Annotated in this window: 16 protein-coding genes and 1 pseudogene; 6 read left to right on the top strand and 11 right to left on the bottom strand. The window is 71.0% G+C overall.

Going from position 1 to position 13,726, the window contains the following annotated elements; translation table 11 throughout:
* Positions 1–353: 353 nt before the first annotated feature.
* Complete coding sequence (locus B1205_RS05225; protein ID WP_089154937.1) at positions 354–974, top strand: putative glycolipid-binding domain-containing protein; 621 nt, start codon at positions 354–356, stop codon at positions 972–974.
* 4 nt (positions 975–978) lie between these two features.
* Here B1205_RS05225 and B1205_RS05230 read toward each other — a convergent pair whose 3' ends face one another.
* Together B1205_RS05230 and B1205_RS05235 are read right to left on the bottom strand one after the other, a co-directional pair.
* Entirely contained in the window at positions 979–2,070 is a 1,092-nt protein-coding gene (locus B1205_RS05230; protein WP_089154574.1) for a PLP-dependent cysteine synthase family protein, read from the bottom strand.
* A 57-nt stretch (positions 2,071–2,127) separates the two neighbouring features.
* Entirely contained in the window at positions 2,128–2,586 is a 459-nt protein-coding gene (locus B1205_RS05235; protein WP_089154575.1) for an Lrp/AsnC family transcriptional regulator, read from the bottom strand.
* Between the two features lie 268 nt (positions 2,587–2,854).
* Between B1205_RS05235 and B1205_RS05240 the strand changes: the two genes are divergently transcribed.
* Complete coding sequence (locus tag B1205_RS05240; RefSeq protein WP_013473529.1) at positions 2,855–3,121, top strand: BldC family transcriptional regulator; 267 nt, start codon at positions 2,855–2,857, stop codon at positions 3,119–3,121.
* 71 nt (positions 3,122–3,192) lie between these two features.
* Here the strand turns inward: B1205_RS05240 and B1205_RS05245 are convergent.
* A pseudogene (locus B1205_RS05245) lies at positions 3,193–3,767 on the bottom strand (UbiX family flavin prenyltransferase).
* A gap of 110 nt (positions 3,768–3,877) precedes the next feature.
* Between B1205_RS05245 and B1205_RS05250 the strand changes: the two are divergent.
* Positions 3,878–4,843 carry a terpene synthase family protein gene (locus tag B1205_RS05250; protein WP_089154576.1) on the top strand — a complete coding sequence of 322 codons (966 nt, stop codon included), beginning with the start codon at positions 3,878–3,880 and terminating at the stop codon, positions 4,841–4,843.
* 13 nt (positions 4,844–4,856) lie between these two features.
* Here B1205_RS05250 and mqnP read toward each other — a convergent pair whose 3' ends face one another.
* A complete protein-coding gene (gene mqnP / locus B1205_RS05255) occupies positions 4,857–5,759 on the bottom strand; it encodes a menaquinone biosynthesis prenyltransferase MqnP (RefSeq protein WP_176308429.1) in 903 nt (300 codons plus the stop codon).
* Entirely contained in the window at positions 5,759–7,216 is a 1,458-nt protein-coding gene (locus B1205_RS05260; RefSeq protein WP_089154578.1) for a menaquinone biosynthesis decarboxylase, read from the bottom strand. The genes mqnP and B1205_RS05260 overlap by 1 nt, the downstream gene beginning before the upstream one ends.
* 109 nt (positions 7,217–7,325) lie before the next feature.
* Here B1205_RS05260 and B1205_RS05265 point away from each other — a divergent pair, with 109 nt between their 5' ends.
* Positions 7,326–8,198, top strand: coding sequence for an alpha/beta fold hydrolase (locus tag B1205_RS05265; protein WP_089154579.1), 873 nt, complete (start codon positions 7,326–7,328; stop codon positions 8,196–8,198).
* Between the two features lie 8 nt (positions 8,199–8,206).
* On the opposite strand, the gene B1205_RS05270 is transcribed toward B1205_RS05265, so the two are convergent.
* A complete protein-coding gene (locus tag B1205_RS05270; protein WP_089154580.1) occupies positions 8,207–8,398 on the bottom strand; it encodes a DUF397 domain-containing protein in 192 nt (63 codons plus the stop codon).
* Positions 8,386–9,177: a helix-turn-helix domain-containing protein gene (locus B1205_RS05275; RefSeq protein ID WP_089154581.1), complete on the bottom strand. Its 792-nt coding sequence runs from the start codon at positions 9,175–9,177 to the stop codon at positions 8,386–8,388. Before B1205_RS05275 ends, B1205_RS05270 begins: the two co-directional genes overlap by 13 nt.
* Before the next feature lie 238 nt (positions 9,178–9,415).
* On the opposite strand from B1205_RS05275, the gene B1205_RS05280 reads away from it, so the two are divergent.
* A complete protein-coding gene (locus B1205_RS05280) occupies positions 9,416–9,667 on the top strand; it encodes a hypothetical protein (RefSeq protein WP_089154582.1) in 252 nt (83 codons plus the stop codon).
* Positions 9,668–9,725: 58 nt separating this feature from the next.
* Here the strand turns inward: B1205_RS05280 and B1205_RS05285 are convergent, their stop codons facing one another.
* The 3 genes from B1205_RS05285 to B1205_RS05295 all read right to left on the bottom strand — a co-directional run bounded on the left by B1205_RS05285 (position 9,726) and on the right by B1205_RS05295 (position 11,837).
* The gene (locus B1205_RS05285; protein WP_176308430.1) at positions 9,726–10,553 is read right to left on the bottom strand and encodes a nucleotidyl transferase AbiEii/AbiGii toxin family protein; all 828 of its coding nucleotides are present in this window, start codon (positions 10,551–10,553) and stop codon (positions 9,726–9,728) included.
* A 50-nt stretch (positions 10,554–10,603) separates the two neighbouring features.
* A complete protein-coding gene (locus B1205_RS05290; protein WP_089154584.1) occupies positions 10,604–11,197 on the bottom strand; it encodes a type IV toxin-antitoxin system AbiEi family antitoxin domain-containing protein in 594 nt (197 codons plus the stop codon).
* Between the two features lie 85 nt (positions 11,198–11,282).
* Positions 11,283–11,837, bottom strand: coding sequence for a carboxymuconolactone decarboxylase family protein (locus B1205_RS05295; protein WP_089154585.1), 555 nt, complete (start codon positions 11,835–11,837; stop codon positions 11,283–11,285).
* A 63-nt stretch (positions 11,838–11,900) separates the two neighbouring features.
* Here B1205_RS05295 and B1205_RS05300 point away from each other — a divergent pair, with 63 nt between their 5' ends.
* Positions 11,901–12,371 carry a MarR family winged helix-turn-helix transcriptional regulator gene (locus B1205_RS05300; RefSeq protein WP_089154586.1) on the top strand — a complete coding sequence of 157 codons (471 nt, stop codon included), beginning with the start codon at positions 11,901–11,903 and terminating at the stop codon, positions 12,369–12,371.
* Positions 12,372–12,429: 58 nt separating this feature from the next.
* On the opposite strand, the gene B1205_RS05305 is transcribed toward B1205_RS05300, so the two are convergent.
* Positions 12,430–13,641 (bottom strand): pectate lyase, encoded by a 1,212-nt coding sequence (locus B1205_RS05305; RefSeq protein WP_089154587.1) that lies wholly within the window; start codon positions 13,639–13,641, stop codon positions 12,430–12,432.
* Between the last annotated feature and the right edge of the window lie 85 nt (positions 13,642–13,726).

The following is a 13,726-nucleotide window of genomic DNA, read 5'->3' on the forward strand; positions in this document are numbered from 1 at the left end:
GCACCGGCCGGCGGGCGGGCCCGGCTACGCGCGGGACGACCGGCGGTACGACGACCGGCCCGGCGGCCACGGCTTCGCCGACCGCCGTCGGGAGGACCGTCCGCAGGCCGAGCGGCGCCACGAGGACCGTCCGCAGGCGGACCGGCGCTTCGACCGGGACGGCCACGCCGACCGGCGCTTCGGTGAGCGGGGCGACTTCCGGTCGGCCGAGCATCGGGGCGGGTTCCGTCCCGAGGGGCGGGGTCGGGACGACCGGCGCGGTTTCGGCGGGNACGCCGCCGTCGAGCATCCGCTCGGCGGCGGCGTTCGCGCATCCGCTGCCGGTGTCCGCCGGGTCGCGTAACGTCCGGTCCATGCCGAAGTCGCTCTTCTGGGTCCGGACCGACACCGCCGGCTCCGAGCATGTCGTGCTCGACGACCGCCAGGGGCTGACCGCGCAGGGCGTGGCGCTGGCCGTGGACCCGATCCCCTACACCTGTCGGTACCGGCTGACCGTCGCACCGGACTGGTCGACCAGCCGGCTGGAGGTCGACACGGACGGCGCCGGCTGGGCCCGGAGCGTACGCCTCGAACGGGGCGGCGACGGGTGGCGCGTGCGTACCGGGGAGGAGGGTGACCTGGACGCGGCGCTGCGCGCGGCCGGGCATCCGCCAGCGGGCCTGCCCGGCACGGACGACCCGGACCGGCTGGCCGAGGCGCTCGACGTGGACCTGGGCGGGTCCCCGCTGACCAACACGCTGCCGATCCGCCGGATCGGGCTGGGCCGGCTCCCGGCCGACCTGGCGACCGGCGTGACGGTCGCCTGGGTGCTGCTGCCCGGCCTGGTCGTGCTCCCGGCCGAGCAGGTCTACACCTCGCTCGGGCCCGGTCGGGTGCGGTACGCCAGCGACACCTACAGCGCCGACCTGGACGTCGACCCGGAGGGCTTCGTGGTGCGCTACCCGGGCCTCGCCGAGCGGGTCGACCCGCGCTGACCGGTCAGGCGGGCCAGCCGCCGTCGGCCAGGAACCGTTCGATGGTGGCGAGGTGCGGGTCGAGGTCGAGGCCCTGCGCGGCCACCCACTCGTCGGAGTAGTAGGTGTCGGCGTAGCGGTCGCCCGGGTCGCAGATCAGCGTGACCACCGAGCCGGTCCGGCCGGCGGCGCGCATCTCCGCGATCAGCCCGAAGGCGCCCCACAGGTTGGTGCCGGTGGAGCCACCGACGCGGCGGCCGAGCACCGCCGAACCGGCCCGCATGGCGGCCAGCGACGCGGCGTCCGGCACCTGGACCATCCGGTCCACGACGTTGGGCAGGAAGGACGGCTCGACGGAGGGTCGGCCGACGCCCTCGATCCGGGAGCCGCGTCCGGTGCGGACCGACCAGTCGCCGGCCTGCCAGGCGGGGTAGAACGCGGAGTTCTCCGGGTCGACCACGCACAGTTTGGTGGGCAACCGGCGGTAGCGGGCGTACCGGCCGATGGTGGCGCTGGTGCCGCCGGTGCCGGCGCCCACCACGATCCAGGCCGGCAGCGGGTGCCGCTCCAGCGCGAGCTGGGCGTAGATCGACTCGGCGATGTTGTTGTTGCCCCGCCAGTCGGTGGCCCGCTCGGCGTAGGTGAACTGGTCCATGAAACGACCGCCGGTGTCCTCGGCGAGCCACCGCGCCTCGATCACCACCTTGGCCGGGTCCTGGACCAGGTGACAGCGCCCGCCCTGGAACTCGATCTGGGCGATCTTCTCGGGTGAGGTGGAGGCGGGCATGACCGCGATGAACGGCAGCCCGAGCATCCGGGCGAAGTACGCCTCGGAGACCGCGGTGGACCCGGAGGACGCCTCGACGATCGTGGTGTCCCGCCCGATCCACCCGTTGCAGAGCCCGTAGAGGAACAGCGAGCGGGCCAGCCGGTGCTTGAGCGAGCCGGTGGGGTGCACCGACTCGTCCTTGAGGTAGAGGTCGATGCCCCACTGGCGGGGCAGCGGGAAGGGCAGGAGGTGGGTGTCGGCGGAGCGGTTGGCGTCCGCCTCGACCGTGGCGATGGCCTCGGTCACCCAGCGTCGGCTGGCCTCGTCGCACCGGTCGAGATGAGTCACGCCGGCAACGTTACAAGCGAGGCAGGCTCGGATTTGCCGGCCCGGTGCGGCCGGTGGTCAGGGGGTCGGGGGAACGAGCGGCTGGGGGCGGTTCTCCCACTTGGTCGACAGGGCGATGCCGGTGCGGGTGGAGGCGACCCCCGGGATCCGGTTCAGGCGGACGATCAGCCGTTCCAACTCGACGATGGTGCCGACGCGGGCCTTGAGCAGGAAGGATTCGACGCCGGCCATGAAGTAGCAGGACTCGATCTCGGGGATCTGGCGGAACGACTCCAGCACGTCGTCGGTGTCGGCGTCGGAGTCCTCGACGATGCCGATCAGCGCGGTGACCCCGAGGCCGACCGCCTCCGGTTCGACCTCGGCCCGGTATGCCCGGATCACGCCGCCGGACTCCAGCTTGCCGACCCGTTCATGCACGGCCGGGGCGGAGAGGCCGACCTGGCGGGCCAGTTCGGCGTACGACAGGCGCGCGTTGCCGCGCAGCAACTCCACGAGGCTCAGGTCGATCGTGTCCACGGAGAGTGACCCTATCCGTTTGGGCGTGACCGGACACGGTCGGCACCCGTTGAACATGACGTCACGTCGCCATTCACAAACGTGCGGTCACGGGGGTTCTACGCCGGTACCATTTACTAACTTCTCAGTGTGTGCGTTTTTCGCGTTTGGCGGACACGCCCGGTCGCTGGTGCTGTAATTGCCATACGTCCCTCATGACGGCTCTGGGCTCGCACCGGCCGGGGGCAGTGTGTTCAGCCGGGGGCTTCGTCGACGCGAGGAGGGGGCTGTGGACACTGGAGATCGCCTGCTGACACCGGGTGAGGTCGCTGCGCTGTTTCGGGTTGACCCGAAGACCGTGACCAGATGGGCAGCGGCCGGCCGGATCGGCAGCATCCGGACTCCAGGCGGGCATCGCCGGTTTCGGGAATCCGAGGTGCGGGCCCTGCTTGAGGGGGAGGGCATGCTGGACGAGGCGGAGGACATGGGCAAGGCCCGCAACATGGGCCCGACCGCTTCGACCGGCCCCGGCCCGGCGAACGCCGGCATGTACTGAGTGAGCGGGGCGCGGTCCGGCCGTCGCCGGGTCGTGCCCCGACCGGCCGCTGCGGCCGGCCGTGCGCGGGATCAGGTCCGGTCCGCGGCGAGTTCACCGGACCAGCGGCGGAACAGCGTGTGCGGTACGCCGAGCGCGTCGAGCACCTTGCCGGCCACGAAGTCGACCAGTTGCGGGGCGGTGGCCGCCGCCCCGGCGCCGTAGAAACCCGGGCTGGCCGGCAGCACGACCGCCCCGGCGTCGTGCAGCGCGATGAGGTGCTCCAGGTGGCTGCGGGTCACCGGCGTCTCCCGGGGCACCATGACGACCGGCCGGCGTTCCTTGAGGTTCACCTCGGCGGCGCGTTGGAGCAGGTCCTTGGAGAGCCCGATGGCGATGCCGGCGCAGGCCGCGGTGCTGGCCGGCACGACCGCCATGCCGCGTACCCGGTAGGAGCCGCTGCTCGGGCCGGCGGCCAGGTCCCCGGCGGGCCAGTGCCGCAGGTCCGCTCCGGTGAGGTCGCGGTCGAGCCAGGCGGCGAGGTCCTCGGCCCAGTGCCCGTCCCGGAANCCACCGCCGCACCGGCGTCGAGTAGGCCCCGCAGGACCGCCGCCGCGTACGGCGTGCCGGAGGCGCCGGAGACGCCGACCACCCATGGTTCGCGCATACCGTCAAGCCTGCCTGGTCAGCCGCGTTGGATGCCCACCGGGTCGACGGTACTTCCCGCCGCGTGGGATTCTCTGACCGGCGACCCACGTTCCCTGGAAGGGCCCGGTGATGACGGCGGCGGTGCTGCGGGCGCTGCGCTCCGACTGCCCCATCGCGCCCCGGCTCTCCCCGCACGCCGACGAGGTGCAGCGCTGGCTGGTCGGCCGGCTCGACGGGCTCGGCCTGCCGCTGGACCCGGTCACCCGGCAGCGGCTGGCGCGGGCCGGCTTCGCCCGGTACGCGGGCCGGCTCTACCCGGACGCCACCGCGCCCGACCTGCGGGTGCTGGCCGCGCTGTTCACCTGGTTCTTCCTGGTCGACGACGCCTGCGACGGGCCGGACCGGCCGACGCCGGAGCGGATCCGCGCGCTGCGCGACGGCGCGCTCGCGCTGCTCCGCGAGGGGCCCCGGGCCCGCCATCCCGGCTTCTCCGGTCCGCTGCGCCGGCTGCTGGTGCAGGCGTGGCGGGAGCCGCGACGCCGGATGCCGGCGCGCTGGCGGCTGCGGTTCGCCGACGCCGTCGCCGACCACCTCGACGGCGTGTCCCGGGAGGCGGCCGCCAGTTCGGCCGGTCGGCCGCCCGGCGTCGCGGACTACGTGCGGCTGCGCCGGGCCACCTCGGCCGCGTACGTGTCGTATCCGCTGATCGAGTTCGCCTCCGGCCGGCCGCTACCCGACGCGGTCTACCACCATCGGGCGCTGCGACACCTCGCCGACCTCGCCAACGACCTGCTCTCCTGGTTCAACGACATCGCCTCGCTGGAACGGGACCGGGCCGCCGGTGGGGGGCACAACCTGGTGCTGGCGGTGGCCGCCGAGCGGGGCGTGCCGCTGCCGGCCGCGGTCGACCTGGTGGCCGGGCACTGGCGCGCGGAGATGACCCGCTTCGTGGCGCTGCGCGCGGCGGTGCCGTCGTTCGGCCCGGCGCTGGACGAGGCGGTCACCGCCCATCTCGACGGCTTGGCCGCCGCCGTCCGGGGCACGGTCGACTGGACGTTGGAGAGCGCCCGCTACCCGGTGGCGGCGACGCCCTGACCGGGCGGCCGGCTCAGGGCCGCAGGTCGAGCCGGATCACCAGGTCGAGCAGGGCGAGCACGAACAGCGCGATGCCGACGAACCCGTTGGCGGTGAAGAACGCCCGGTTGACCTTGCTCAGGTCGGTGGGGGTGACCACCAGGTGCTGGTAGGCGAAGGCGACCGCGGTGAGCGCCAACCCGATCCACCAGAGCCAGCCGAACCCGACCAGCGCACCGAACCAGATGAACAGCGCGAACGTCACGACGTGCGCGACCGTGGAGGCGTGCAGCGCGAAGCGCCGCCCGTAGCGGGCCGGGACGCTGTGCACGCCGATCTCCCGGTCGATCTCCGAGTCCTGACAGGCGTAGATCAGGTCGAAGCCGCCGATCCACAGCCCGACCGCCGCGCCCAGCAGCCAGGCCGGCCCGGAGCCGGCCAGCGTGCCGGTGACCGCCAGCCAGGCGCCGACCGGGCCGACCGCCTGGGCCACCGCGAGGATGGCGTGCGGCCAGTTGGTGAACCGCTTGCCGTAGGGATAGACCACGAGCGGCACCACGGCCAGCGGCGCGAGCGCCAGGCAGAGCGGGTTGAGCAGGGCGGCGGCGGCGAGGAAGACCACCAGCGCGACGGCCGCGCCGGTCCAGGCCGTCCGCACGCTCACCGCCCCGGTGACCAGTTCCCGGTTCGCGGTACGCGGGTTCCGCGCGTCGATCCGCCGGTCGAGGATCCGGTTGGCGGCCATCGCGAACGTCCGCGCCCCGACCATCGCCACGGTGATCAGCAGCAGGTCCCCCCACCGCACCCGCCCGCCGGTGACCTGCATGGCGGTCAACGCCGACAGGTACGCGAACGGCAACGCGAACACGGAGTGCTCGATCGCGACGAGTTTGAGGAAGGACTTGACGCGGCCGGGCCGCTCCGCCACCGCCGTCATCAGATCCCGTACTCCCGCCAGCGCTTGTCGACCAGGGAGACCACCTCGGGCGACATGGTCATCTCCTCGGGCCAGCCTCGGGTGTAGCCCTCGGTGGGCAGCTTGCGGGTCGCGTCGAGGCCCGCCTTGCCGCCCCAGAACTGCTGGTAGGAGGCGTGGTCCAGGTGATCCACCGGCCCCTCGGTGACCATCAGGTCGCGGGCGTAGTCGACGTTGCCGAAGGCGCGGAACGCCACCTCGTTGTAGTCGTGCACGTCGCAGTCGGAGTCCACGATCACGATCAGCTTGGTCAGCGACATGAGGTGGGCGCCCCAGATCGCGTTCATCACCTTCTGCGCGTGCTTCGGGTAGCGCTTGCGGATCGACACGATCGCGCAGTTGTGGAAGACCCCGGCGGCCGGCAGGTCGTAGTCGACGATGTCCGGGATCATCAGCTTGAGCAGCGGCAGGAAGATCCGCTCGGTGGCCTTGCCCAGACCGTGGTCCTCCTGCGGCGGCTTCGACGTGATGATCGAGTGGTAGACCGGCTCACGCTGCATGGTCATCGTCTCGACGTGCAGCACCGGGAACGGCTCGACCGGCGTGTAGAAACCGGTGTGGTCGCCGAACGGGCCCTCGGGCAGCCGCTCGCCCGGTTCGAGATAGCCCTCCAGCACCACCTGGGCGTGCGCCGGCACCTGCAACGGCACCGTCAGACAGTCGACCATCTCGACCCGCTCGCCGCGCAGGAACCCGGCGAACAGGTATTCGTCGATGTCACCGGGCAGCGGCGCGGTGGCCGCGTACGAGACGACGGGGTCGCAGCCGATGGCGATGGCCACCGGGAGCCGTTGGCCGAGCCGCTCCGCGACGGCGTGGTGCGCGGTGGAGTCCTTGTGGATCTGCCAGTGCATGCCGAGCGTGTTACGGCCGTGCTGCTGGAGCCGGTAGAGGCCGAGGTTGCGCTTGCCGGTCTCCGGGTGCTTCGTGTGGGTCAGCCCGAAGTTGTGGAAGATCCCGCCGTCACCGGGCCACACCTGGAGGCCGGGCAGCCGGTCGAGGTCGACGTCGTCGCCGCGGTAGACCACCTGCTGGCACGGCGCGGTCTTCACCTTGCGCGGCGGCACGGACTTGAGCTGCATGACCTTGCCGAGACCCTCGCGGATACCGGACCAGCCGACCGGCAGCTCCGGCTTGATCATCGAGCCGATCCGCGCGCCGATCTCGTCCAGCGTCTCGACGCCGAGCGCCATGGCCATCCGCTTCTCGGTGCCGAACAGGTTGACCGCCACCGGCATCTCGCCCCGGGTGGGCCGCTCGAACAGCAGCGCCGGCCCGCCGTCGCGGACGGTCCGGGTGACGACCTCGCTCATCTCCAGCGTCGGGTCGACGGGCACGCCCACCCGCCGCAGCTCCCCGGCGCGCTCCAGGGCCGCGAGGAAGTCCTTGAGATCGGTGTACGGAAACCCACGAGCCATTACCCCATCCTCCTCCACCCCCCTGAGGTGCAAGGAAGGGCCCCTTCTTAACGCATTTGGTAGAGGCGGGGCCCCCTTTTAACACCCCGGCGGGCGGGTAGTCGGCGGGATGGGTGACGGGCGGGTACCGGCGGGATTCAGCGAGCAGCGGGGCCGGGTCGGCGACGTGGAGATCAACTATGTGCGGGGCGGCCGGGGGCCCACGGTGGTGCTGCTGCACGGCTACCCGCAGTGCTGGCGGATGTGGCGGCACCTGCTGCCCGAGCTGGCGCGGTCGTACGAGGTGATCGCCCCCGACCTGCGCGGCTTCGGCGACAGCGACGCCCCGCCCGGCGGGTACGACAAGAAGACCGTCGCCGCCGACCTGCACGGGCTGCTCACCGGGCTCGACCTGGCGGGGGACATCCGACTGGTCGGTCACGACCTGGGCACCATGGTCGCGTACGCCTACGCCGCCGCCCATCCCGACTCGGTTGCCCGGCTGGTGCTCAGCGAGGCGCCGATCCCCGACGAGAGCGTCTACGCGATGCCCGCACTGACCGCCGCCGGCCCGGCGGTGTGGAACTTCGGTTTCTTCACCGTGCCCAACGGTCTGCCCGAGCAACTCGTCGCCGGCCGGGAGGCGCTGTGGGTCGACCGGTTCACCGACTCGATCATGGTCAACAAGGGCAGTCTCGGCCCGGAGGACATCGAGGAGTATGCCGGTCACCTGCGCGACGAGGCGCATCTACGGGCCAGCTTCGCCTACTTTCGGGCATTCGGGCAGGACGTCGCGGACAACACGGCGTACCGGGGCACGAAGCTGCCGATGCCGGTGCTTGCCATCGGCGCGGAGGCCAGCCTCGGCGGACAGGTGGCCGAGCAGGTGCGCCGATATGCCGACGCGGTCACCGGCGAGGTGGTCGAGGACTGCGGCCACTGGCTCTTCGAGGAGCAACCGGCGAAGCTGACCGCCCTGCTGCTGCCGTTCCTGCGGGGCTGACGAACGGGTCAGCGCCGGCGGGTCGACGCCACGAACGCGCGCCAGGCGGCCGGGCGGAACGTCAACACGCCGCCGTCGCGGTCCTTGCTGTCGCGCACCGCGACCACGCGGGGAAGGTTGTCGGCCACCTCGACGCAGTTACCGCCGTTGGTGCTGCTCCGGGTGCTGGTGCGCCACCGGGCACCGGTCAGATCCGCCATGTCTCCGCCACCTCCGTCAGCAACTCCATCGACTGCCGGGGCGGCAGCGCCTCACCCTCGATCGACTCCCAGGACGACCGGACCGCCAGCACGTCCTCGGTGCGGTCGACCACCTGGCCCTTGAGCTGATCGTCGAGATAGGCGACGTCCTCCCCAGTGGGCAGGGTAGCCAGCACGAAGGCCCCCGCGACACCCGGATATGCGCCGACCGAGGCGGGCACCACCTGGATCCGTACCCGAGGATTTTCGTCCGCCACCTTCACCAGCCGCAGCACCTGCTCGCGCATCACCAGCGGGCCGCCAACCGGGCGGCGCAGCACATGCTCGTCCAGGACCGCGACGAGCTGCGGTGGCTTCTCCCCGGTCAGCACCGCCTGCCGGGCGAGCCGGGCCTCCGTCCGCCGCTCGACCTCCGCCTCGTCGAACAGGCCGACGCTGCGGAACAACGCGCGGGCGTAGGCCGACGTCTGCAACAGCCCTGGCACCACCGTGTTCTCGTACGACCGGAGCACGGTGGCCTGCCGCTCGTTGGCCTCCCACTCCCGCATCCACTGCGGCGACCCGAGCCGCGTCAGCATCCGGGCGAACGCGCCACCGGTGTCGAGCGCCACGTCCACCCGGTCCCAGAAGTCCGGCGGCGGCCTGCGCGCGCCGGTCTCGACCATCGCCACGGTCGACGGCGAATAGGTGACCGCCTTCGCCAGATCATCCTGGGTCATCCGCCGGGCCGCCCGCATGTGCCGCAGCTCATCGATCAACACCTGCAAGCGCTCGTCCATCCGCACGCCTCCCTCACGGCCGGGTTCCGCGTGTCTCACCGGACCTCACCGACCGCCCGGGCCGACACACAGGGCGACCATACGCCTTCCGAACGTAGTCCCGCCGTCCCGAAACTGGGCGAAGCGGAATCGTTCGGATCCGACCCGAAAGGACGGACGAAACCGCTGCGGGGCCGTCCGGTACGTCGGCGGCGGACGGCCCCGCCTCCAGCCCGCCAGCCCGTCGAAGGGAAGCGCGATGCGACGCCATGACCCGCACCGACCACTGTGGCTCTGCCGGGCCTGCGGCGGCCCGTGGCCGTGCGGCACCGCCCGGCTCACGCTCCTGGCCGAGTACGGGGTGGACGGCCGGATCGCGTTGTGCATCCACCTCGCCGGGCTGCTCTACACCGCCGTCGAGGACCTGCACCGGCTCGACCCGAGGAACGCGCCGAAGCCGGGTGCGCTGCACGACCGCTTCCTCGGCTGGGCCGCCCCCCGCCGGAGGTAAGGAGGGGCCCCCGCTTAACGCATTCGGTAGAGGCGGGGCCCCTTCTTAACGAGGAGGATCATGCTTTCTCGGCGATACGAGCTTGCTGCCAGTGTTGGACAACGATCTTGTGAGCCTCAACTGCGGACGTGACCGCAAGCCCGATCTCCAGGGCCAGGATCTCGTAACGCACAGCCCATGACGGGGGCGGATCCGGCAAGTCGTCCGGCACCGGGTGAGAGCGTCGGATGGAGAAGACGTGGCGGACCCGCCCGACCAGTTCCGCATCCGCCGGCACGCCATCCTCCACCAGCAGGACCAGGTCGACCAAGTCCCTGACCCGGGTTGATTCGCCGGTCTCATATTGCCGCGTCAGGGCGTGCAGCTTCTCGGCGTACTGCTGCCGCAGGTCAGCGACCCAGATCGAACGCGTGGGGATGCCCGCGAAGGCCAGGTCGTCCGGCAGGTCACGCAGTTCCACCCCGCCGATTTCCTCGGGCCGCGCCACCACGTCAAGCTTGATCTTGGCGAAGAGTTGCCCCGCAAGACGGCACTCGACCGGAAGCCGCCAGGCCGGGCGACCGTATGCGTCGTCGCGCAAGCGAGCCGGCGCGGCGGCGGAGTAGACGAAACCATCGCCGTCCGGATCAACGAGCAGGGTTTCGGTGAGCACCTCATGGAGTTCCGAGCCATCGGCCGGATCATCGACCAGACCCGGGCGGATGACCAGATCGACGTCGCGTGTCGATCGCGCCAGGCCGGGTCTGCGCAACTCGACGGCCATCCCGCCCTTCAACACCCAGATGTCGGCGTGGTCGTTGACGAGTCGGACCAGGAGACGAGTGAAGGCAAGGCGTCGGCGAAGCCAGTTCGGGTCCCTACCCGAGACGCGTGCACGTTCGATCATCCGATCGTCGAGGGCGGCACGGAGAGCGGAAGCCGTCGCATATCTCCTACTCATCGGCCTACCGCCCCCAGCGCCATCTGAACGCCGAGTTCTGCCGTCGGGTTGAGCTCCGTGGCGGCGGCGCGCAGGCGACGTGGTGTGGTCAGACCTCGATCGAGCGCGTCGGCGACGGCGTCGTTGAGCCACTGCTGCTCCATCCGCCCCTGCGCGCACTCCGCCAGGGCTCGGCTCGGTGTGGTCACGCGAAATCCCTCCCGGTCCTCGGTGTGCTCGGCGGGAGGGACGTCGTGGTGCAGTTCGACGCCGGCAGCCGACCGCCGGAATCGCGGCGGCACCGACAGGTGCACCACTGCCGGGTCAAAGTCCCCGAGGTCGTGCAGGGACAGCGCACTGGCATGGCTGACGACGCCCTTCCCGCCGCTCCACAGCACCCAACGGACCAGGGGGCCGAACTGATGCGCCGGCCAGTCCGGAAGTTGAAAGATTCCCCGATCGACCCGGACCCAGTTGCCACAGTCGACGTGATACTTCTGAGCCTGGTGTGAGTATCCCGCCTGCACGGCCTGGGCAGCGGTGAAGTAACCATGCTGACGGATGGCGAGGCCGAGCAGTCTGCGCCGGTGATCTTGCCGATCGGTGAGCACACGCCAGCATAGCAAACTACAGAAAATCTTTAGTTCTCGGTCGAGCGAAGACACAAAACTAAAGATTTTCTGTAGTAGCGCGAATTCAGACGGTCGACTCCCAGGCGTACGCGCTCAGGGGTTTGTCGAGCGGCGCGGCGGTGAGCCGGTTCGCGAAGGTCGAGATGGTGTAGGTCCCGACGCCGAGCACGACGTCCAGTGCGTGCCGCGGCTGCCAGCCGGCGGCGAGCAGCGCGTCGAGGTCGGCGTCGGGGACCGCGCCGCGGTGGTCGAGCACGGCGATGGTGAACCGGCGCAGCGCCTCCAGCCGGGGTTCGGCCAGCGTCTCGCCGGCCCGCAGCGCCCGGATCAGGTCGGGATCGGCATCGTGGCGGGTGAGCGTGGCGGTGTGCATGGCCACGCAGAGGTGGCACTCGTTGCGGGTGGCGACCGTCAGCACGACCACCTCCCGGGCGATCGGGTCGAGGTCGGTGGCGTCGAAGGCGGCGTTGGCGGCGAGGAAGCCCTTGAGCAGTTCGGGCGAGCCGGCCATCAGGCCGACGGCGGCGGGCAGGTGGCCCAGCTTGCGATGTACGCCGGCCATGACCGGGCGGGCGGCGGCGGGCGCGGTGTCGGGGGCGTACGCGGTGAAGCGGGACAAGGTCGGTCCCCTCCCGTAGGATAGTCAACGTGGTTGACGAAATGGTAAACGTGGTTGTCGAGCATGGCAACGCCTGACCGCCCCGGCTTCGCGCTGCCGCTGCTCCTGCTCGCCGGCTTTCGCGCGCTCATCGACGACCTGCACGCCGAGCTGGCCCGGCACGGGCACACCGAGCTGCGCCCGGCGCACGGCTTCGTGCTCCAGGCCGTGGGTCCGGCCGGCACCACCGCCTCCGACCTCGGGCAGCGCCTCGGCGTCTCCAAGCAGGCCGCCGGGAAGACGGTGGATCGACTCGTCGCGCTCGGCTACCTGGAACGCGTGGACGACCCCGCCGACGCACGCCGGAAGCTGGTCCGGATGACCGCCCGCGGCCACGACGGGCTGCACCGGTCCGCGCTGGTCTTCGACGAGCTGCGCGACCGCTGGGCGGCGACGCTGGGGGCCGACCGGGTCGCGGCCATCGAGGACGACCTGCGCCGGATGGTCCCCGCCGACGTGTTCCGCCTCGACGTGCCGGGCTGGTTCGGCGGGTGAAGGACACGGAAAAGGCACCCGACCGGGCGGCGGGTGCCCCTTCACGAACGAACGAGAATTACCGGAAGATGACGTCACTCCTGGTGACCTTGCAGTTGGCGTCGTTCCAGCCCTCACCGAGGTAGCTGGGTTCGCTGCCCTTGGCCACACCCTTGTACTTGCCGCAGATGGTGGCCGAGCCGATCACGACCACGCGGGTGATCGTCGCCGTGTCGTTCCAGTTGCTGTTGATGCCGGCGAGCATGTCGATGTCGTCGACGAGGACGTTGTCGATCCGCACATGGCGGGTGTACGAGGTGGAGCAGTTGCCGCAGGCGCGGTACAGCTTGCCGGTCCCCTTGAGGTAGAAGCCGGAGATGTTGACCGTGCCGTTGCCGTTGTGCTGGAAGGTCTTGTCGCTGCCGCTGCGCGCGCCGCCACCGATGACGTAGGAGGTGCCGCCGTTGGTCTGCTTGAAGGTGGCGGCGTCCTCGCCGATGTCGTTCCACCACACGTTGCGCAGCGTGCAGGTGCCCTCGCAGTGCACGCCGTCACCGGCGGGCGAACCGAGGATGACGTTCTGCAGCGTGCCACCGTTGGCGATCTTGAACATCGGGTCCTGCGACTCGCCCTGCCCGCCGTCGCCCATGCAGCAGTAGGTCTTCATGCCGCCGTCGAAGGTGCCGGAGACGTTGACCGTGGCCGAGATGTTCACGGAACCGGCCGACGACGGCCACGCGCCGGTCGGCGTGCCCGGGTTGCCGGTCGGCCCGGACGTCGGACCGCTGGTGGGGCCACCGGTCGGGCTGGTGGTCGGCGTCGACCCACCGCTTGAGTACGTCTCGAACTCGGCGATCCGCGGGGTGCCGGACGCGCTGGTGATGACGAAGGAGATCTTCTTCAGCGACGTCGAGGAGAAGTTGATGGTGCTCGGGGCGCTGCCGCCGCTGGCCAGCACGGAGCCGGTGTCGAAGTTCTTGAGTTGCCAGCCGCTGATCGAGCCGCCGCCCGAGGCCAGCACGATGACGGCCGAGGACACCGTGGTGGCGCTGCCCCATTTGACCGAGATCGTGCCGGTCGAGCCACTCGGCGACCAGTAGGTGCTGGCGTTGCCGTCGATGACGTTGCCATAGCTGGTGCCACTGGCCTTGCTGGAGCCGTCGGCGCCGGCGCCGAGGCTCAGGTTCGTGGCGGCCGAGGCGTTGGGAACCTGCAACGCCAGCGCGACGGCGGCACCTACGACCGCTGCGGTGCCGCCGGTCAGCCACCGCGTGGCGACTTTGCGTCTCATACGGATCACCTTTCCTGCGTGTGTACCCTGTGTTAAGAAAGCGCTTTCTGTTAACCATAGAGATCCATCGATGGATGGGCAAGTC

This window comes from Micromonospora sp. NBS 11-29 (genome assembly GCF_002140155.1).
Taxonomy (GTDB): domain Bacteria; phylum Actinomycetota; class Actinomycetes; order Mycobacteriales; family Micromonosporaceae; genus Micromonospora.